This is a genomic window from Bradyrhizobium japonicum USDA 6 (assembly GCF_000284375.1).
Lineage (GTDB): Bacteria > Pseudomonadota > Alphaproteobacteria > Rhizobiales > Xanthobacteraceae > Bradyrhizobium > Bradyrhizobium japonicum.
The window spans coordinates 2,768,846-2,787,720 of record NC_017249.1; the positions used below are offsets into that span (position 1 = coordinate 2,768,846).

The window sequence follows — 18,875 nt, forward strand, 5'->3', positions numbered from 1 at the left end:
CGCGCTTCGCGCGTCGACCTCCCCCGCAAGCGGGAGAGGTTGCAGCGCGCCCGTAGTGACAGCTCTTCCTCCCCGCGAAATCCGCATGGCTTTGCTGCATTCCCGGCGCTAAAAGACGCCGGTTAAACGGAGCAAGCCATGCAAGATCTCTGGCGCCTGTCGGCCGCCGACCTCGCGACCCTCGTCAAATCCAAAAAGGTCTCCGCCAGGGAGGCAGCCAAGGCCGGTTTGGCCCGCCTGGACGCCGTCAATCCCCAGCTCAACGCGGTGATCGACCACCGGCCGGAGGACGTGCTCAAGCAGGCTGACGCCGTCGATGCCGCCATCGCCCGGGGCGAAGATCCCGGTGTGCTCGCCGGCGTGCCCGTCACCATCAAGGCCAATGTCGACCAGGAAGGCTTTGCCACCACCAACGGCCTGAAGCTCCAGCGCGACCTGATCGCGCGCGAGGACAATCCGGTGGTCGCCAATTTCCGCAAATCGGGGGCCATTCTGCTTGGCCGCACCAATTGCCCGGCCTTCTCCTATCGCTGGTTCACCACCAATCTGGTCCATGGCGACACCAAGAACCCCCGCGACGCCTCGCTGACGCCGGGCGGCTCGTCCGGCGGCGCCGGCTCGGCGGTCGCGGCCGGCATCGGCCATATCGCCCATGGCACCGACATCGCCGGCTCGATCCGATATCCCGCCTATGCCTGCGGCGTGCACGGCCTGCGCCCGACCTTGGGCCGCATCCCCGCCTTCAACCCGGCGCTGCCGGAGCGTCCGATCGGGCCGCAGATCATGGCCGTGTCGGGCCCGCTGGCGCGCACCGTCAACGATCTCAGGATCTCGCTCGAAGCCATGTCAGCCCGCGACATCCGCGACCCCTGGTTCGTGCCGGTCCCATTGCAGGGCCCCGCGCGGCCGAAGCGCGCCGCGCTCTGCCTCAACCCGGACGGGCTTGCGACCAAACCGGAGGTGAAGGCGGCCGTGACTGACGCCGGCAAGCGGCTGGAGCGCGCCAGCTGGACTGTCGAGGTCATCGAGAACACGCCGCCGATGCGCGAGGCGGTCGAGTGGCAAAGAAAACTCTGGCTTGGCGACGGCTATGAGGCGCAGCTGGAGATGGCTGAGCGTGAAGGCGATCCCGGTGCGCTGGCCTGCCTGCGCGGCAATCGCGCCAAGGTCACGCCGATGGACCAGGCGGACTACGCCAAGGCGCTGACGCGCCGCGCCACGCTGACGCGCGACTGGATGCTGTTCTTCGAAAAATATGCCGTGGTGCTCACGCCGGTGTCCGGCGAGCTGCCGTTTCCGGATCATCTCGACCGCAAGGACAACGAATCCTTCGAGCGCGTCTGGGAGGCGCAGATGCCGCAAATCGCGACCCCGTTCATGGGACTGCCGGGCCTCGTGGTCTCCACCGGTCTGGTCGGCAAGGCGCCGGTCGGCGTGCACATCGTGTCTGGCCGCTATCGCGAGGATCTGTGTCTGCTCGCGGGCGAAGCGATCGAGGCGGGCGGCGTGCCGCCGTCGCCGATCGATCCCGTGGGTTAGCGATGTCTGTGATCTACGACTTCAAGGCCAACTCGCTTCTCGGCGAGGAGGTGCCCATGCGCCGTTTCGAGGGGCAGGTGCTCTTGATCGTCAACACCGCGAGCAAATGCGGCTTCACGCCGCAATATCGCGGGCTGGAGGATCTCTATCGCGACCTCTCGCCGCGCGGCTTCTCGGTGCTCGGCTTCCCCTGCAACCAGTTCGGCGCGCAGGAGCCGGGGCAGGCGAGCGAGATCCAGGCATTCTGCTCGACCAACTACGACGTCACCTTTCCCCTGTTCGAGAAGATCGACGTCAACGGCGCCCACGCGCACCCTCTGTATGAGTACCTGAAACGCCAGCAATCCGGCCTGCTGGGCGCCTCCATCAAATGGAATTTCACCAAATTCCTCGTGGACCGTGCCGGCAAGGTGATCGCGCGCTACGCGCCGACCGCCCGTCCCGAAGGATTGCGGCAGCAAATCGAGACCCTGTTATGAGCGAGACAATCATGAGCGACGAATTTCCGGACCGCCTGTCGGTCGACCCGAACAGCCCCTATTACAACGCGGATATTCTCTCGCGCGACGTCGGCATCCGCTTCAAGGGTGTCGAGAAGACCAATGTCGAGGAGTACTGCATCAGCGAAGGCTGGGTCCGCGTCACCGCCGGAAACGCCAAGGACCGCTACGGCAACCCGCTGACGATCAAGGTGCATGGTCCGGTCGAGCCGTATTTTCGAGACAAGAAGTAAGCGCACTGCGCTCTCTCCCCGTCATTGCGAGCGAAGCGAAGCAATCCAGAATCTTTCCGCCGTGACAGTCTGGATTGCTTCGTCGCTTTGCTCCTCGCAATGACGAAAGTGAAAGGCCAAGCCCATGTCCGTCCGCATCGTTGACGTCCGCGAGATCACGAAGCCGATCTCATCGCCGATCCGCAACGCCTATATCGACTTCACCAAGATGACGACGAGCCTCGTCGCCGTCGTCACCGACGTCGTCCGCGACGGCAAGCGCGTCGTCGGCTACGGCTTCAATTCCAACGGCCGCTACGGGCAGGGTGGCCTGATCCGCGAGCGCTTTGCCTCGCGCATCCTGGAGGCCGACCCGAACGCGCTGCTGAATGCGGCCGGTGACAATCTCGACCCCGACAAGGTCTGGGCCGCGATGATGACCAACGAGAAGCCGGGCGGCCATGGCGAGCGTTCGGTCGCGGTCGGCACCATCGACATGGCGGTGTGGGACGCAGTGGCGAAGATCGCAGGCAAGCCGCTGTTCCGGCTGCTCGCCGAACGGCACGGCGTGAGCGCCAATCCGCGCGTCTTCGTCTACGCCGCCGGCGGCTATTATTATCCCGGCAAGGATCTCTCGATGCTGCGCGGCGAGATGCGCGGCTATCTCGATCGCGGTTACAACGTCGTCAAGATGAAGATCGGCGGCGCGTCGATCGAAGACGACCGCACCCGCATCGAGGCGGTGCTGAAGGAGATCGGCAAGGACGCGCAGCTCGCGGTCGACGCCAATGGCCGCTTCGATCTCGAGACCGGCATCGCCTACGCCAAGATGCTGCGGGACTATCCGCTGTTCTGGTACGAGGAGGTCGGCGATCCCCTCGACTACGCGCTGCAGGCCGCACTCGCCGAATTCTATCCGGGCCCGATGGCGACAGGCGAAAACCTGTTCAGCCACCAGGACGCGCGCAATCTCATCCGCTACGGCGGCATGCGCCCGGATCGCGACTGGCTGCAATTCGACTGCGCGCTGTCCTACGGCCTCTGCGAATACCAGCGCACGCTGGAGGTCCTGAAAACCTACGGCTGGTCGCCGAGCCGCTGCATCCCGCACGGTGGCCACCAGATGTCCCTCAACATCGCCGCCGGCCTCGGCCTCGGCGGCAACGAGAGCTATCCCGACCTGTTCCAGCCCTACGGCGGCTTCCCGGATGGTGTGCGCGTCGAGAACGGCCACATCACCATGCCCGACCTGCCGGGCATCGGCTTCGAAGGCAAGTCGGATCTCTACAAGGAAATGAAGGCGCTGGCGGAGTAGGGGGCTGCGGCAACACTCTCCGTCATTGCGAGCGAAGCGAAGCAATCCAGAATCCTTCCGTTGAGGCAGTCTGGATCGCTTCGTCGCAAGTGCTCCTCGCAACGACGGTGGAGACAGCGGCGTCTCGTGCCGATACCCCGCGCCTGTAGACCTCGGCCAGTGATTGCGTCAGGTGCTGCCACACACTCCGTCATTGCGAGCGCAGCGAAGCAATCCAGAATCTTTCCGTTGAGGCAGTCTGGATTGCTTCGTCGCAAGTGCTCCTCGCAATGACGGCGGAGAGATCTGCGTTTTTTTATCATGCCTATTGCAGATGCTGCTCGCGATCATCTCTTGGTTGTGATAGAGTGAATACTCTCGTTGATCGAGCGCAATCATGAAGCAGCCTTGCGTGTACATGTTCGCCAATCGCCGCAGTGGGACGATCTACGTCGGCGTCACCTCGAATCCGCCGCGCCGCGCGTTCGAGCATCATGAGGGCCTGGTGAAGGGCTTCTCGTCAAAATACGGCTGCAAGCTGCTCGTCTGGTACGAACTGCACGCGACAATGACCGATGCGATTGCGCGTGAGAAGCAGATCAAGGGGGGCAGCAGAGCGAAGAAGCTTGCGCTGATCGAGAGCGCCAATCCGGACTGGACGGATCTCTACGAGACGCTGATCTGACTACAGGGGGAGTGGCGGTGGTAGGCGAGAGGGCGCCCCTCATTCCGTCATTGCGATCGAAGCAATCCAGAGTTTCTCGGCGGAGGCAGTCTGGATTGCTTCGTCGCAAGTGCTCCTCGCAATGACGGTGGAGGGAGCGGCGTCCCGGCTACGACGGACGGTGGGCTGGGATTGTGCAAGGTGTAGCCACATATTCCGTCATTGCGAGCGCAGCGAAGCAATCCAGGATCTTTCCCGGGAGGCAGTCTGGATTGCTTCGCTGCGCTCGCAATGACGATGTGCTGCAGGCCTGCCGGCCCTCTACGACAACCGCATGTCCAGCAGCCTGCGTCCCTCGCCCTTGAGCAGCTTCTTCACCGCGCTCGACGCCACGACCTCGCCGTCATTGGCGTAAGCTTCGTGGTTCTTCTCGATGTCGTCGAGGCGGTAGAGGTAGTTGACCATCACGCCGGCGGACTCGCGCGCGCCTTTCGGCGAGAGGTCGCCGAGCCAGTTGATGCGCTCGAGCCGTGCGCCATTGCCGAGGTGGAAGCGGGCGACGGAATCGATCAGCTTGCCCTTCGGCGTGCGCGCCTTCAGGAAGTAATAGGCCGCGAGCGGCTCGATCACGGTGCGGAGCAGCGTGGTCGTCTCGGGGTTCTCGAACCATTTGGGATCGTCGAGGCGCTTCAGGATCTCGCGGTCCTCGTCCGACAGCGGCAGGTCCTTGTCCTGCTTCACCCATTGCATGAAGCCCGGCACCGGCGACAGCGTCACGAAGGTGTCGAGTTTCGGCGTCTCGCGGCGCAGTTCTTCGACCACCTGCTTGATCAGGAAGCTGCCGAAGGAGATGCCGCCAAGCCCGCGCTGGGTGTTCGAGATCGAATAGAACACCGCGGTGCGCGCGCGCTCGATCGGCAGATGCTGGCGATCGACCGCCAGCAGCGGCGCGATCGCACCGGGGATCGTCTCGGTCAACGCCACCTCGACGAAGATCAGCGGCTCGTCGACCATGGCGGGATGGAAGAAGGCGTAGCAGCGCCGGTCGACCGGATCGATGCGGCGGCGCAGGTCGTCCCAGTCGCTGATCTCGTGCACGGCTTCGTAACGGATGATCTTTTCGAGGATGTTGGCCGGGGTCGACCAGTCAATCCGGCGCAGCACGAGAAACCCCCTGTTGAACCACGACGAGAGAAGATGCGAGACGTCGCGATCGAGCGCGGCGAGATCGGTGTGACCGTTCATCATGCCGAGCAGATCGGCGCGCATGTTGACGAGATCGCCGGTGCCGCCCGGCGCGCGGTTGAGGCGGCGGATCAGCTCCTGCCGGCGCGGCTCGGAGGCGAAGTGCAGCGAGCTCGCGTCTTCGTCACTAGGCCTGGCGCGCCATTTTTCGATCGCCTTGGACAGGCGTTCGCGATCGGGGCCGAAATCACGCACCAGGGCTTCGAAGAAGGCGCGGCGTCCTGCCGCATCCAACTCCTGGTAGATGTCGAGCACCTCACGCGCCATGGCAGTGCCCGAAGCTTCGCCACGACCGGACAGCAGCGCACCGCAGAGCTCGATCAGGCTTTCGGCATCGTGCTTGGTGTCGGCGGAGTCCCCGCGGCGCAGCAGCGTGCGGCCGCGATCGGAGATGGTGGCGAGCAGATCTGAGAAGAAGGCGTTGGCCATCTGGTCTTTTCGATTCCGGTTTGTGCGCTGCGGAAGCTTACACGGGATTTAGGCGGAAGCCGATCACAATCAAGCAGGGGAATTTTGTATCTTTCGTGGTGCCATGCGCCACCTGGAAAGCTGTCATGCCCCGCGAGGGCCGTTGCGCTCCACAACCGCTGTCATGCCCCGGCTTGACCGGGGCATCCAGTACGCCGGGACCTATCGGTTCACTCGCTGCCGTAGGGTGGGCAAAGGCGCACTTGCGCCGTGCCCACCATGTCTCGACAGCTGCGAAAGAATTGGTGGGCACGCTTCGCTTTGCCCACCCTACGGCCTGTCATGCCCCGCGCCAACGGGGCATCCGGTACGCCGTGGCTTCCCGGTGCTAGCTGCGCCGTCTCGGAGTACTGGATCGCCCGGTCAAGCCGGGCGATGACACCGAGTGCGTGGCAAACTCCGTCGGCGTCCGCCCCGTCACCTGACGGAATGCTGCCGAAAACGCCGGCACGCTGGCATAGCCGAGCTGGGTGGCGAGCTGCTTCACCGACACATTGGCGTCGGTCGACAGCCGCTGGATTGCTGCCGCAACCCTTGCGCGCTGGCACCAGCTCTTGAAGCTCAGTTGCGTCTCGGTCGAGAACAGCCGCGACAGCGTGCGCGCGGAGGTTCCGACCTCGCGCGCCAGCGTGTCGATGTCGTGCAGGCCGGTGGGATCGTCGAGCACGATCATCGCGGCGCGCCGGCAGCGCGGCTCGTGCGGCAGCGGTACGAAGGTCGCGGAATCCTCGGCCTGGTGCAATTCCAGCATCACCAGGCGGACCAGCAGCTCGGTGCGCTCCTCGGTGTTGCGGGCATCGAACAGCGCCAGGATCGCCTGGTTGAGCAGCGGCGATACCCGCACCACGAATTCCTTGGTCAGCCCCTCATAGCGTTGCTGGCGCTTCAGCCAGGACAGGTCGAAATACAGCGTGCGCATCTCGATGTCGGCGAGCAAATCGAGCGAATGATCAAGCCCGGCGGGCACCCAGACGGCGCGGTCCGGCGGCACCAGCCAGCGTCCCCCGGGTGTCGTCACCTGCATCGTGCCCTTCGCCGCATAGATCAGCTGCGCCTCACGGTGCAGGTGCGGATCGATCCGCATGCCCTTGGGATAGTCGCGCGCAACCAGATGCACGCCCGCTGGCGAGCGATGGTTGCTCCGGACCTCCCTGAGAATTGGCGTTTCCAAGACAGTCATTGGCAGCATCCCGTCATGCCCAGGACATATAACTCATTTCGGAGCAGGAGAGGATTCGGGAAATGAACAGCCCCAGCCGGGTGATCAGTTTCGTCAACGCAGGCCATTTCATCGACCATTATTCGATGCTGATCTTCGCCGCCGCCGTGATCATCATGGGGCCGGCGCTCGGCATGGCCTATTCGGAACTTCTGCCTTACGCGACGCCCGGCTTCGTCGCCTTCGGCGCGGGCTCGCTGCTCACCGGCTGGTTAGGGGATCGCTGGAGCCGCCGCCACATGATGCTGATCTTCTTCGTCGGCATCGGTGCTTCCATGATCTCGGTCGGCTTCGTGCAGACCCCGGCACAGCTCGGCGCGGCGCTGTTCGCGATCGGCATTTTTGCCTCGATCTATCACCCCGTCGGCACCGCGATGATCGTGTCCTATGCCGACCGGCTCGGCCGCGAGATGGGGATCAACGGCGTCTGGGGCAATCTCGGCGTTGCTTCGTCCGCGCTGGTCACCGGCGTGATCGGCCAGTATCTCGGCTGGCGTTCTGCCTTCATCGTGCCCGGTGTCGTCACCATCATGATCGGCATCGCCTTTGCGATGATGGTCGTGCACGAGGATCGCAAGGGCTCGAAGCAGGCGGCGGCGCAGGCGCGCGTGGCGAAGAAAGACATGTGGCGCGTGATCCTGTCGCTGCTGATCGTCGTGATCGCGATCTCGACGACCTTCAATGCCGTGACCGTCGCGCTGCCAAAGCTGTTCGCGGAACGGCTTGCCGACCTGACGAAGAGCCCGGCGCTGCTCGGCGTCATCGCCGCCTGCGTCTACGTGTTCGGCGCGATGACCCAGTACACGATCGGCCGGCTGCTCGACCGCTACTCGCTGAAGACGGTGGCGCTGCCGCTGTCCTTCATGCTGGCGCCGTTCCTTTATCTCGCCGCGAGCCTGTCCAATCTGCCGCTGATCCTGGTCTCGATCGGCATCGTCATGGGCGCGTTCGGGCAGGTCACGGTGAACGATGCCATGGTCGGCAAATACACCAGCGAGGAATGGCGCTCGCGCGCCTATGCGGTACGCTATTTCATCGGCTTCACCGCCGCGGGCGCCTCCGTCGGCCTGGTCGCCTGGCTCTACGAGCAGGGCGGCTTCGTCACCATGCTGCACGCCTTCGCCGCGCTCTGCCTGCTCGCAATCGCCGCCGCGATCATCCTGCCGCGCGAGATCAGGACGCCGCAGGCGGTGTGACGCCGGGGCTCTCTCCGCTCGTCATTGCGAGGAGCGTAGCGACGAAGCAATCCAGACTGTCTCCGCAGAGGGACTCTGGATTGCTTCGCTCCGCTCGCAATGACGGGGGATGGACCGGCGCATCGTGCACCTCGCCCACAATGCCATTCTGCCGGTGTTTTGCCCGACGTGTCAAACGCCGGTGCGGTCCAAAAAGCCCAATGCGATCAGCGCCGTTCTACTGTGCATGGGTTGTTTTCGACTTTCTTGTTCGAGCAGGCTTGCGCGGACGATGCCTAGGTCTTCACCTCCGCCACCGGCTTCGGCGTCTTCTTCGACGAACGCCAGTTCTCGAACCGCTGCACCACCACGAAGAAGGCCGGCACGAACAGCACCGCAAGGCAGGTCGAGGCCAGCATGCCGGAGAACACGGTGATGCCGATCGACTTGCGGGCGCTGGCGCCGGCGCCGGTCGCGATCACCAGCGGCACCACGCCGAGGATGAAGGCGAACGACGTCATCAGGATCGGCCGGAAGCGGGCGCGCGCCGCCTCGATCGCGGATTCCAGCACCGGCTTGCCGTCGCGGCCGTGCAGCTCGAGCCCGACCTCGACGATCAGGATCGCGTTCTTGGCCGACAGCGCGATCAGCAGGATCAGGCCGATCTGGCAATACAGGTTGTTGTCGATCTTCAACGCGTTGAGGACCAGCATGGGCCCGATCAGCGACAGCGGCACCGCCAGGATCACCGAGATCGGCGCGTACCAGCTCTCGTACTGGCCGGCGAGCACGAGATAGACCAGCAGCATGGCAAGGCCGAACACCCAGTAGATCTGGTTCGAGACGGCCTTCTCCTGATAGGACATCGCGGTCCACTCATAGCCCGTGCCCGGCGGCAGCGTCTTGTCGGCGATCTCCTCCATCAGCTTCAGCGACTGACCTGACGAATAGCCCTGCGCCGGCAGGCCGACGATGGTCGAGGAAGGGTAGAGGTTGTAGAGGCTGATCAGCGACGGGCCGGTGGCCGGCGTGATCGTGGCGACGGTGCCGATCGGGATCATGTCGCCGTTCGAGTTGCGCACCTGCATGTTGGCGATATCGCGCTCGGTGACGCGGAACGCCGGATCGGCCTGGGTATAGACCTGGAACACGCGGCCGAACTTGTTGAACTGATTGACATAGGACGAGCCGAGATAGGTCGACAGCGCCGCGAACACCTGATCGGTGGTGACGTGCAGCGTCTGGGTCTTGATGCGGTCGATCTCGACGTTGAACTGCGGCACCGACGAGCGGAACGAAGACGATACGCGCTGCAGCGCGCTCTGGCTCTGGGCGTTGGCGACCATCGCGCCGGTGATGGCCTGGAGCTTTGCAAAATCGCTGTTGCCGTCGCGCAGTTCGATCTGCATCGAGAAGCCGGCCGCGTTGCCGATGCCCTGGATCGGCGGCGGCGGCAACACCAGGGTGCGTGCCTCCATGATGGTTGCGAGCTTGTCGTTCAGCCCGTAGACCAGCGAACGCAGATCCTCGCCGGGCCCTTTGCGCGCCGACCAGTCCTTCAGGATGATGTAGGCGACGCCGGCATTGGCAAGGCTGGCGCTGTTGTCGAGCGCAGAGATGCCGGCGATGGTGATGACCTGCTGGACACCCGGCATGTCCTTGATGATATCGGCGGACCTGTCGAGCACCGCCTGGGTTCGCTCCAGCGAAGCGCCGTCGGGCAGTTGCACGGCCGCGATCAGATAGCCCTGGTCCTCGATCGGCAGAAAGCCGGTCGGCACCCGCGACAGGCCGTAGCCGCCGATCCCGATCAGCACCAGGGCAATCGCGACGGACACGGTGGCGTGCCTGACCAGGAAGGTGATCAGCCGCGTATAGCCGCGCTCGACCCGGTTATAGACGTTGTTGAAGCCGCGGTAGAAGAAATTGCGTTGCTCCGGTGGCACCGCCGGCCGCAGCCAGAGCGCGCATTGCGTCGGCTTCAAGGTCGCCGCGTTGATGGCGGATAGCAGCGCGGTCGCCGCGATCACCAGCGCGAATTGCGAGTAGATGCGGCCCGTTAGGCCGGCGAGGAACGAGGCCGGCAGGAACACCGAGATCAGCACCAGGGTGATGCCGACGATCGGCGCGAACAGCTGGTCCATCGCCCTGATCGCTGCGTCGTGGCCGTTCATGCCCTGCTCGATGTTGTGCGCGGCACCTTCGACCACGACGATGGCGTCGTCGACGACGATGCCGATCGCGAGCACGATCGCGAACAGCGTCGACATGTTGATGGTGAAGCCGAGCGCCGCCATCGCCGCGAACGCGCCGATGATGGTGACGGGTACGGTCGTCGCCGGCACCAGCATCGCGCGCCAGTCCTGCAAGAACACCAGGATCACGACCAGCACCAAAAGGCCGGCTTCGATCAGCGTCATGTAGACCTCGTGCACCGAGGCCTCCACGAATTTGGTGGTGTCGAACGGTGTGTCGTATTTGATGCCTTCGGGGAATCGCTTGGCGAGCTCCACCATCTTCTTCTCGACGGCCTGCTCGACCTGGAGGGCGTTGGCGCCAGGCGACTGGAATACGCCGATGCCGGTGGCGGGCTGCTTATTGAGCGAGAAGATCTGGCTGTAGGTCTGCGCGCCCAGCTCGACCCAGCCGACGTCGCGCACGCGCGTGACGTCGCCGCTGGTGCCGGTCTTGACGATGATGTTCTCGAACTGGGTGGTGTCGTCGAGCCTTCCGTTGACGTTGAGCGTGTACTGGAACGCCTGGCCCGGCGGCGTCGGCGGTGCGCCGACCTGGCCGGCCGAGACCTGCTGGCTCTGCTGCTGGATCGCGTTGATGACGTCCTGCGGCACCAGGTCACGGACCTGCAGCTTGTTGGGATCGAGCCAGACCCGCATCGAATACTGGCCGGCGCCGAACACCGTGACATTGCCGACGCCGGGCAGGCGCGAGAGCTCGTCGCGGATGTTGATGGTGGCGTAGTTGCTCAAATAAAGGCTGTCGAACGTCTTGTCCGGCGAGGTGAGCGTCACGAACAGCAGGATCGAGGTCGATTTCTTCTGGACGGTGACGCCCTGGTTCTGCACGGAGGTCGGCAGCTGCGACAGCGCGCTGGAGACGCGGTTCTGCACCAGCACCTGCGCGAAGTTGAGGTCGGTGCCGATCTTGAAGGTCACGGTCAGCGTATAGGTGCCGTCGGAGCCGCTGTAGGACTGCATGTAGAGCATGTCCTCGACGCCGTTGACCTGCTGCTCGATCGGCAGTGCGACGGTGTCGATCACAGTTTTGGCGCTGGCGCCGGGATAGCGCGTCGTGACCTGCACCGTCGGCGGCACCACGTCGGGATATTGTGCGACCGCGAGGTTGAACAGCGCGACGCCGCCGATCAGGATCATCAGGAGCGCGATGACGTTCGAGAGGACCGGCCGCTCGATGAAGAATTTTGAGATCATGGCTGGCGACCCCTCACTTGGCTGACGCCTGCGGCTGCTCGATCTTCGTTGCCTGGGGGTCGATCTTCTGGCCCGGAATCACCCGCAGCAGTCCCGCGATGACGACGCGGTCGTCCGGCTTCAGGCCGCTTTCGATCACGCGCAGGCCGTTGTCGACCTGACCGATCTGCACCTTGCGCTGCTCGACGACGTTCTCGTTGTTGACCACCAGCAGATAGCGGCCGGCCTGGTCGCTGCCGAGCGCGGTGTCGGGGACGAGGAGGGCATTCTTGTCCTGGTCGAAGGGCACCCGGACCCGGACGAAATAACCGGGCAGTAGCGCCCGCTTGTCGTTGGGCAAGAGGCCGCGCACCGCGAGCGTGCCGGTCGATGTATTGAGGGTCGGCGAGATGTAGTCGAGGTGGCCTTCATGCGGATAGCCGGTCTCGGTCTGGAGGCCCACCTGGACCGGCAACTGTTTGAGGTCGGCCACGGTCAGCCCGAGGCGGATCGCTTCGGCGCGGATGCGCAGGACGTCCTGCTCATTGACCGTGAAGTTCACCCAGATCGGGTCCAGCGCGACGATGGTTGCGAGCTGGGTCGGGGAGGAGACGCCGACGAGCTCGCCGACCGAGACCAGGTGCGCGCTGACGATGCCGTCGAACGGCGCGCTCACCTTGGTGTAGCCGTAATTGACCTCGGCAAGCCTGGTATTGACCTGGGCCTGCTGCAGACTGGCCTGCGCGTTGTCGCGGGTCGATGTCGAGGTGTCGAGCGTGGACTGGGAGACCGCCTGGCGCTGCACCAGCTCGAACTGCCGCTTGAAATCGGCTTCGGCCTGCTTGAGCGTGGCCTGCGCGCCGACCTCGGCCGCCTGCGCCTGCTCGACCTTGAGCTTGTAGGTCTCCGGCTCGATCAAGAAAAGCTGGGTGCCCTGCTTGACGAAGCTGCCGTCCTGATAGTCGATCGATTGCAGGAAGCCCTGCACGCGCGCCACCAGATCGACGCTCTTGACCGGCGCGGTGGTGCCGGTGGCTTCGACATAGCGCGTCACCGCGCGCTGCACGGGCGCCGCGACGTCCACCTTCGGCGGCGGCGGCGCCACGAACGCGTTCTTGTCCTCGCAGCCGGCGAGCGCCGCCACGGCCGCCACGGCAACGAGTGCCCGCCCGACCTGTCTCCACGCTCCGTTCCGTTGTGCGAGGTCAGCGGGATTCGCGCAGGTCATTCGGTGGCCCCCGATTATTGTCTGTCGGTGTGGCAGGCTACCAACAAATGCCCGGCCGTGGAACACCATAGCCATGGCGGTCAACGGCCTTGCACTGCAAACGGCGCAGTGGCCTTTGACAGGTTTGTCATGGCAAACCGCTTTTCATCGGGTGCATGATCGACCAGAATTGTGTCAAAGGCCGAGTGACGGAAACGAAGCGGTCGGGAAGCAGAGAAGAAAAAGTGAGGAGAACATGACATGCCCGCGTCCCTCCAAGCGGCCCTTGCCGGCCTCGTTTTCGCAGCGGCAGTCGCCATGCCCGCGCTAGCCGATGGCCTGAAGGACGAGATCGCGCCGACCGGCAAGCTGCGGGTCGCGATCGCGATCAGTCCGGCGGGCGGCGCGTTCTGGTCGACCAAGACCGAAGCCGGCTATGCCGGCGTGCCGGTCGACCTCGGCAAGGAGATGGCCGGCCAGCTCGGCGTGCCCGTCGAATATGTCGTGCACCAGAATTCCGGGCAGATCACCGACGCGGCCGGCAAGGGGACGTGGGACGTCACCTGGCTGCCAAAAGATCCCGAGCGAGAGACCAAGATGATGTTCGGCCCGATCTACGAGGTCGCGGACGCCACCTACATCGTCAAGCCGGGCTCAGCCGTCACTGACTTCGCCAGCCTCGACCAGCCCGGCATCAAGGTCGCGGCCGTCAACGCCACCACGACCATGCGCGGCGCGATCGCGCATCTGAAGAATGCGAAAGTCACGGGCTATCAGACCTATGACGAGATCTTCGGGCTTCTCAAGAGCGGCGAGATCGACGCCTTCGCGCTGTCGCGCGACCAGCTCAACAAGATGGCGCAGAAGATCCCGGGCACGCGCGTCCTTGATGAAACGTTCAAGAAGACCGTCACCGCCGTTGCCGTCCCGCTCGGCCACAGCCTGGCGCTGACCTTCGTCACCAAATTCATGAACGAGGCGGTGATGAACGGCACCTTGCGCAAGGCCTATGACAACAACGGCCTGAAGGACACGCCGATCCGAACCGAATAGCGGCAGCGCCTCCATGGCAGGCGAGATTCGGATCCGCGCTTTCTTGCCCGCCGATGCAGCCGCCGTGCGCGAGCTGTTCATCCAGGTCAATCGCCTGTTGGCGCCGGCGCATTTGGCGGAGGCGTTTGAAGGATACATCACCCGCTCCCTCGCGGAGGAGATAGATCGTCTCGCCGATTATTATTCGAGTCGGAACGGCGGTTTCTGGATCGCCATCGATGACGATGAAATCGTCGGCATGTTTGGACTGGAGGCCTCTGGCGAACACGCGATGGAGTTACGGCGCATGTACGTTGCTCCCGGCGCGCGGCGCCGGGGTATAGCGCGAAAGATGCTGGGGTTTGCCGAAGAAGAATGCCGCTGCCGCAATCGGCTGCAATTGCAGCTGAGTACGTCCGAGCTTCAGCAGGACGCGCTGGCGCTATATCGAAACGCAGGATACGAGAACGTGCGCGAGGAGATCGCCGATGCCGCCAGCAACAAGACACTGGGCGGTGGCATTCGTCGCTACCATTTCACCAAGCGGCTCTGACGGCCCCGGGTGCATCACGCAACAACCTGCCCGTGATCATTTTTGTCTTCGCTGGTGGAATGAATGGGCGTGACGCGCCCCGGCGAAGCGAAGCGGGCGGCTGTGTGAAAAACCTTGTCTCGACCATCACGCCAAGTGTCTCGTGCGTCAAACTGACACAGCGCTGTCACCCGTGATGGCTAAGGTCGCAGCGTCAATCCCTCGGGGCACACAACGATGAAATCAAGATTCTTGACGACGGCTGCGATTGTCGCGGCCGCGACGGCGCTTGCCTGCACGCTTCCCGCCCTTGCGGACGATTTCGGCCGCGACCGCGATCACGGGCATGATCAAGGTCGCGACAACGATCACGATCACGACCGTGATCATCACCGTCATCCGCATGACATCCACACCGAGACGCCGATCAAGCATCTCGTGGTCATCTTCAACGAGAACCGCTCGTTCGATCATTACTTTGCGACCTATCCGAACGCGGCCAATCCGTCGGGTTCGATCCCCTTCGTGCCGAAGCCGCATACGCCGAAAGTCAACAATCTCGCCAACGCCCATTTGCTGGTGAACAATCCGAACAACAGCGCGGCCAACGGCACGGGCGCGACGGACCCGTTCCGCCTCGACCGTACCCAGGCCAACACGCGCTCGCAGAACCACTCCTATACGCCAGAGCAGCAGGCCGTGGACAACGGCAAGGAAGACCTGTTTCCGAAATTCACCGGCCGCGGCACCGCCGGCGGCGCCGGTGCGTTCGGCACCAACGGTCAGGTCATGGGCTATTTCGACGGCAACACCACCACCGCCTTCTGGAATTACGCCCAGCACTTCGCCATGAGCGACAATGCCTGGACCGACACCTTCGGTCCGTCGACGCCGGGCATGCTCGAGGTGATCTCCGGCCAGACCAACGGCGTGCAGAACATCGTCGGCACCTCGTCTTCGATTCCTGACGGCCAGGGCGGCCTGACGCTGATCGGCGACACCGATCCCGGCAACGATCCCTGCTCGAGCACGACCGGCACCATCCTGATGGACGGCAAGAACATCGGCGACCTGCTCAATGCCGAGCACATCAGCTGGGGCAGCTTCATGGGCGGCTTCGACCTGACGCTCAAGAACGCCAATGGCACCACCGGCTGCGGTCGCAGCACGTTCTCGAGCAACGTCAACGGCACCATCGTGGACTACATTCCGCACCACGCCTGGTTCCAGTACTACAAGTCGACCGCCAACCCGACCCATGCGCGGCCGAGCTCGGTCCGTGCCATCGGCCACACTTACGCGATGGACGGCAAGGTCGATCCGGCCAATCACGGCTATGATCTCGAGGACTTCTACGCCGCGGTGAAGGCCGGCAACTTCCCGGCCGTCTCCTACATCAAGATGTCGGCCTACCAGGACGGTCACGCCGGCAACTCCGATCCGCTCGACGAGCAGGTCGGCAACGTCGAGCTGATCAACTTCCTCCAGAAGCAGCCGGAATGGCGCGAGACCGCCGTCATCATCACTTATGACGACTCCGACGGCTGGTACGACCACCAATACGTTGCACCGAAGAACGCCTCCTACGATCCGACCGCCGATCAGATCAACGGTCCGGGCCTGTGCGGCCTCGGCCCGCAGAAGCAGCCGGCACCGAAGGGTCTCTCCGGCAAGCCGGTGAACGGCCGCTGCGGTCCGGGCACGCGCATTCCCTTCATCGTGGTCTCGCCCTACGCCAGGACCAACCACGTGAGCAGCACCTACATCTCGCAGGCGTCCGTGGTGCGGTTCATCGAGGACAACTGGCTGCGCGGCCAGCGTATCGGTGGCGGCTCGTTCGACGCCAGCTCCGGCTCGATCATGGACCTGTTCGACTTCGATCAGGATCACAGCCATGACTACCGGACCGACGCGCTGTTCCTCGATCCGACCTCCGGCACGGTGATCACCAGCCCGCCGGACGAGCACCATCACCACTAGTCCAACGGGACGCTTGATGAACAGCCGCACCATGTGGCTTCTCGGCGCCGGCCTGCTTTGTCTTGCCGGCGCCCTCTTTGCGGCCGGGACGCAAGGACTTGCGGAGACGAGCCAGCTCGGAGCGAACCCGAATCCGGTTCGCCTCATGCGCCCGCCCGTCGCGCCATTGTCCGCGATGGCGCAGCTCGGCAAGGAGATCTTCTACGACGCGTCGCTGTCGTCGTCCGGCGCGCTGTCCTGCGCGTCCTGCCACAGCCCGGATCACGCCTACGGCCAGCCCAACGACGGACCGGTGATGCTCGGCGGCGCCGCCCTGTCGCGGCAAGGCGCACGCGCGGTGCCGTCGCTGACCTATCTCGATCGCCATCCCAATTTCAGCATTGGCCCCGACAAGGGCGACGACGACAATGTCATCGACCTCGCGCAGATGGCTGCGATCGGCCAGCAGGCCGCGCGCACGACGAAGACGGCCGGCGGCAGCGGCGCATCGGCGAACATCGTGCCGCAAGGCGGCCTGTTCTGGGACGGCCGCGCAGACACGCTGCAGGACCAGGCGCTGTTCCCGCTGCTCGACCCTAACGAGATGGACGGCGGCAGTGCCGAGATCGTCGCGGACAAGCTGCGCCGTGCGCCTTACGCCAATCGCTTCGTCGAGCTGTTCGGCGCCGGCGTGCTCAGAAATCAGCGGCTCCTGATCGCGGAGGCGATGTTCGCGGTGGCGCGCTACCAGGTGGAGGAAGTCAGCTTCCATCCTTACACCAGCAAGTACGATTACTGGCTCGAGGGCAAGGCGCGGTTGTCCGAAAGCGAGCTGCGCGGCCTGCAAGCGTTCAACGACCCCGACAAGGCCAATTGCGCCGGCTGTCACACCTCGGCGCCGACCCGCGACGGCCTGCCGCCGCTGTTCACCGATCACCAGTACGAGGCGCTCGGTGCGCCGCGCAATGCCGCGCTCGCCGGCAATCGCGATCCCAACCATTTCGATCTCGGCGTCTGCGGCCCGCAGCGCACCGACATTCCCGAGCAGACGCAATACTGCGGCATGTTCCTGACGCCGACGCTGCGCAACACGGCGACGCGCCACGCGTTCTTCCACAACGGCGTCTTCAGCACCCTCGAGCAGGTCCTGGATTTCTACAATTTTCGCGACACCAATCCGGAAAAGGTTTTTCCGCGCGGTGCCGACGGCGCGGTGCGGAAATACGACGACCTGCCGCAAAAATATCACGCCAATGTCGATGTCACCGATCCGCCGTTCGATCGCCACCCCGGCGACAAGCCGGCGATGACCGAGCAGGACGAGGCCGACATCATCGCGTTTCTGAAGACGCTGACGGACGGCTACAAGCCGGAGAACTAGCTCGCCTTGTTCGCGTGCCAGGCGGCGAGCAAGGCCTTCTCCTCGTCTTCTGTCAGTCCAACGACCGGTCCGTTGCTGGTGCGGAGCCAGCTGCGCGTGTCGCGCGCAGTGACTGACGGCGGTCGCGAGATTAGCCCGGCCTCGCGCGCCGGCGACGTATCGCGCGTCATGAAGCCCGCGAAGTCGGGCAGGGGCAGCCACATCGGCAGTGACCTTGGGCCTGCCCAGCGTCGGACATCGTGCGCGTCGAGAAAAGCGCGATCAATCCAGGTGAACTTGCAGGAGGGGTTCAGCGCGCCTGCACACTCGGCCAGGAGTTCGCCGCGTGTGCGGATCGGTCCGATCCCGTCAAAGATGCCGGTCAGGCCAATCTCGGCCGCATGCACGATCCACTGCGCGAGATCGCGCACGTCGATGAACTGGACGGCGTCGTCAGGCGATCCCGGCGCCAGCACCTCGCCGCCGCGCACAAGCCGTGCCGGCCAGTACGCGAACCGTCCTGTCGGATCCTCCGGCCCAACGATCAGGCCGGCCCGGCAGATGAAAGCGTCGTGACCGACCGCCTGTTCGCAGGCGACCTTGGCGGCGCCATAAATGGCGTCGGTGCTGTGCTCCACGTCCTCAGCCACGGGCTCGCGCAGCGGTGCCGTATCGGCGCGCTGCCCCGGTGTGCCATTGTCCGCGTAGACGCTGACCGTCGAGACGAAGGTCCAGTGCACGCCGGGCCGCTTCAGCGCGGCGACCGCGCGGCGGACTTGGCTGGGGTGACGCGAGACATCGACAACTGCGTCGAACGTCGTGCCCGCAAGCGGCGCAAGACCGTCTGTGGTGTCGCGGTCGATCCGGACGAGCCGCGCGCCTGCCGCGATCGGTCCGGCGAGGCCACGCGCTGCGCAGGTCACGTCGTGGCCGGCCGCGCAGGCATGAGTGGCGATCGCGCGCCCGAGAAACTGGCTGCCGCCGAGGATTAGCAGGCGCATGAGCTGGCCCAAGACATCGTGACGTTTCCTTGAAAGTTTT

Annotated in this window: 15 protein-coding genes; 10 read left to right on the forward strand and 5 right to left on the reverse strand. The window is 64.5% G+C overall.

All coding sequences use genetic code 11. The features are described from left to right. Positions 1–138: 138 nt before the first annotated feature. The 5 genes from BJ6T_RS12960 (at position 139) to BJ6T_RS12980 (ending at position 4,230) form a co-directional block, all read left to right on the forward strand. On the forward strand, positions 139–1,539 hold the full coding sequence (locus tag BJ6T_RS12960) for an amidase family protein (RefSeq protein WP_014492821.1): 1,401 nt from the start codon (positions 139–141) through the stop codon (positions 1,537–1,539). 2 nt (positions 1,540–1,541) lie between these two features. Beyond that, positions 1,542–2,018 (forward strand): glutathione peroxidase, encoded by a 477-nt coding sequence (locus tag BJ6T_RS12965; RefSeq protein WP_014492822.1) that lies wholly within the window; start codon positions 1,542–1,544, stop codon positions 2,016–2,018. Further along, the gene (locus BJ6T_RS12970; RefSeq protein WP_014492823.1) at positions 2,015–2,272 is read left to right on the forward strand and encodes a DUF3297 family protein; all 258 of its coding nucleotides are present in this window, start codon (positions 2,015–2,017) and stop codon (positions 2,270–2,272) included. The genes BJ6T_RS12965 and BJ6T_RS12970 overlap by 4 nt, the downstream gene beginning before the upstream one ends. A 124-nt stretch (positions 2,273–2,396) precedes the next feature. Beyond that, a complete protein-coding gene (gene tarD / locus BJ6T_RS12975) occupies positions 2,397–3,566 on the forward strand; it encodes a D(-)-tartrate dehydratase (protein ID WP_014492824.1) in 1,170 nt (389 codons plus the stop codon). Positions 3,567–3,942: 376 nt separating this feature from the next. Continuing rightward, the gene (locus BJ6T_RS12980; RefSeq protein ID WP_014492825.1) at positions 3,943–4,230 is read left to right on the forward strand and encodes a GIY-YIG nuclease family protein; all 288 of its coding nucleotides are present in this window, start codon (positions 3,943–3,945) and stop codon (positions 4,228–4,230) included. Positions 4,231–4,530: 300 nt separating this feature from the next. Here BJ6T_RS12980 and BJ6T_RS12985 read toward each other — a convergent pair whose 3' ends face one another. After that, complete coding sequence (locus BJ6T_RS12985; RefSeq protein ID WP_014492826.1) at positions 4,531–5,883, reverse strand: malonyl-CoA decarboxylase; 1,353 nt, start codon at positions 5,881–5,883, stop codon at positions 4,531–4,533. 367 nt (positions 5,884–6,250) lie between these two features. Next, positions 6,251–7,102: an AraC family transcriptional regulator gene (locus BJ6T_RS12990; RefSeq protein ID WP_014492827.1), complete on the reverse strand. Its 852-nt coding sequence runs from the start codon at positions 7,100–7,102 to the stop codon at positions 6,251–6,253. A 62-nt stretch (positions 7,103–7,164) separates the two neighbouring features. On the opposite strand from BJ6T_RS12990, the gene BJ6T_RS12995 reads away from it, so the two are divergent. Then, positions 7,165–8,337, forward strand: a complete 1,173-nt coding sequence (locus BJ6T_RS12995; RefSeq protein ID WP_014492828.1) for an MFS transporter — start codon at positions 7,165–7,167, stop codon at positions 8,335–8,337. Positions 8,338–8,612: 275 nt separating this feature from the next. On the opposite strand, the gene BJ6T_RS13000 is transcribed toward BJ6T_RS12995, so the two are convergent. After that, positions 8,613–11,765, reverse strand: a complete 3,153-nt coding sequence (locus tag BJ6T_RS13000) for an efflux RND transporter permease subunit (RefSeq protein ID WP_014492829.1) — start codon at positions 11,763–11,765, stop codon at positions 8,613–8,615. 13 nt (positions 11,766–11,778) lie between these two features. Further along, positions 11,779–12,972, reverse strand: coding sequence for an efflux RND transporter periplasmic adaptor subunit (locus tag BJ6T_RS13005; RefSeq protein WP_028170637.1), 1,194 nt, complete (start codon positions 12,970–12,972; stop codon positions 11,779–11,781). Between the two features lie 240 nt (positions 12,973–13,212). Here BJ6T_RS13005 and BJ6T_RS13010 point away from each other — a divergent pair, with 240 nt between their 5' ends. The 4 genes from BJ6T_RS13010 to BJ6T_RS13025 all read left to right on the forward strand — a co-directional run bounded on the left by BJ6T_RS13010 (position 13,213) and on the right by BJ6T_RS13025 (position 17,855). Next, positions 13,213–14,004 (forward strand): ABC transporter substrate-binding protein, encoded by a 792-nt coding sequence (locus BJ6T_RS13010; RefSeq protein ID WP_014492831.1) that lies wholly within the window; start codon positions 13,213–13,215, stop codon positions 14,002–14,004. Between the two features lie 13 nt (positions 14,005–14,017). Then, a complete protein-coding gene (locus tag BJ6T_RS13015) occupies positions 14,018–14,536 on the forward strand; it encodes a GNAT family N-acetyltransferase (RefSeq protein WP_014492832.1) in 519 nt (172 codons plus the stop codon). 216 nt (positions 14,537–14,752) lie between these two features. Next, positions 14,753–16,495, forward strand: coding sequence for a phospholipase C (locus tag BJ6T_RS13020; protein WP_028170638.1), 1,743 nt, complete (start codon positions 14,753–14,755; stop codon positions 16,493–16,495). 16 nt (positions 16,496–16,511) lie between these two features. Then, complete coding sequence (locus tag BJ6T_RS13025; RefSeq protein ID WP_014492834.1) at positions 16,512–17,855, forward strand: cytochrome-c peroxidase; 1,344 nt, start codon at positions 16,512–16,514, stop codon at positions 17,853–17,855. On the opposite strand, the gene BJ6T_RS13030 is transcribed toward BJ6T_RS13025, so the two are convergent. Next, the gene (locus BJ6T_RS13030; protein WP_014492835.1) at positions 17,852–18,847 is read right to left on the reverse strand and encodes an NAD-dependent epimerase/dehydratase family protein; all 996 of its coding nucleotides are present in this window, start codon (positions 18,845–18,847) and stop codon (positions 17,852–17,854) included. The two genes, BJ6T_RS13025 and BJ6T_RS13030, sit on opposite strands and share 4 nt — an antisense overlap. Positions 18,848–18,875 lie beyond the last annotated feature (28 nt).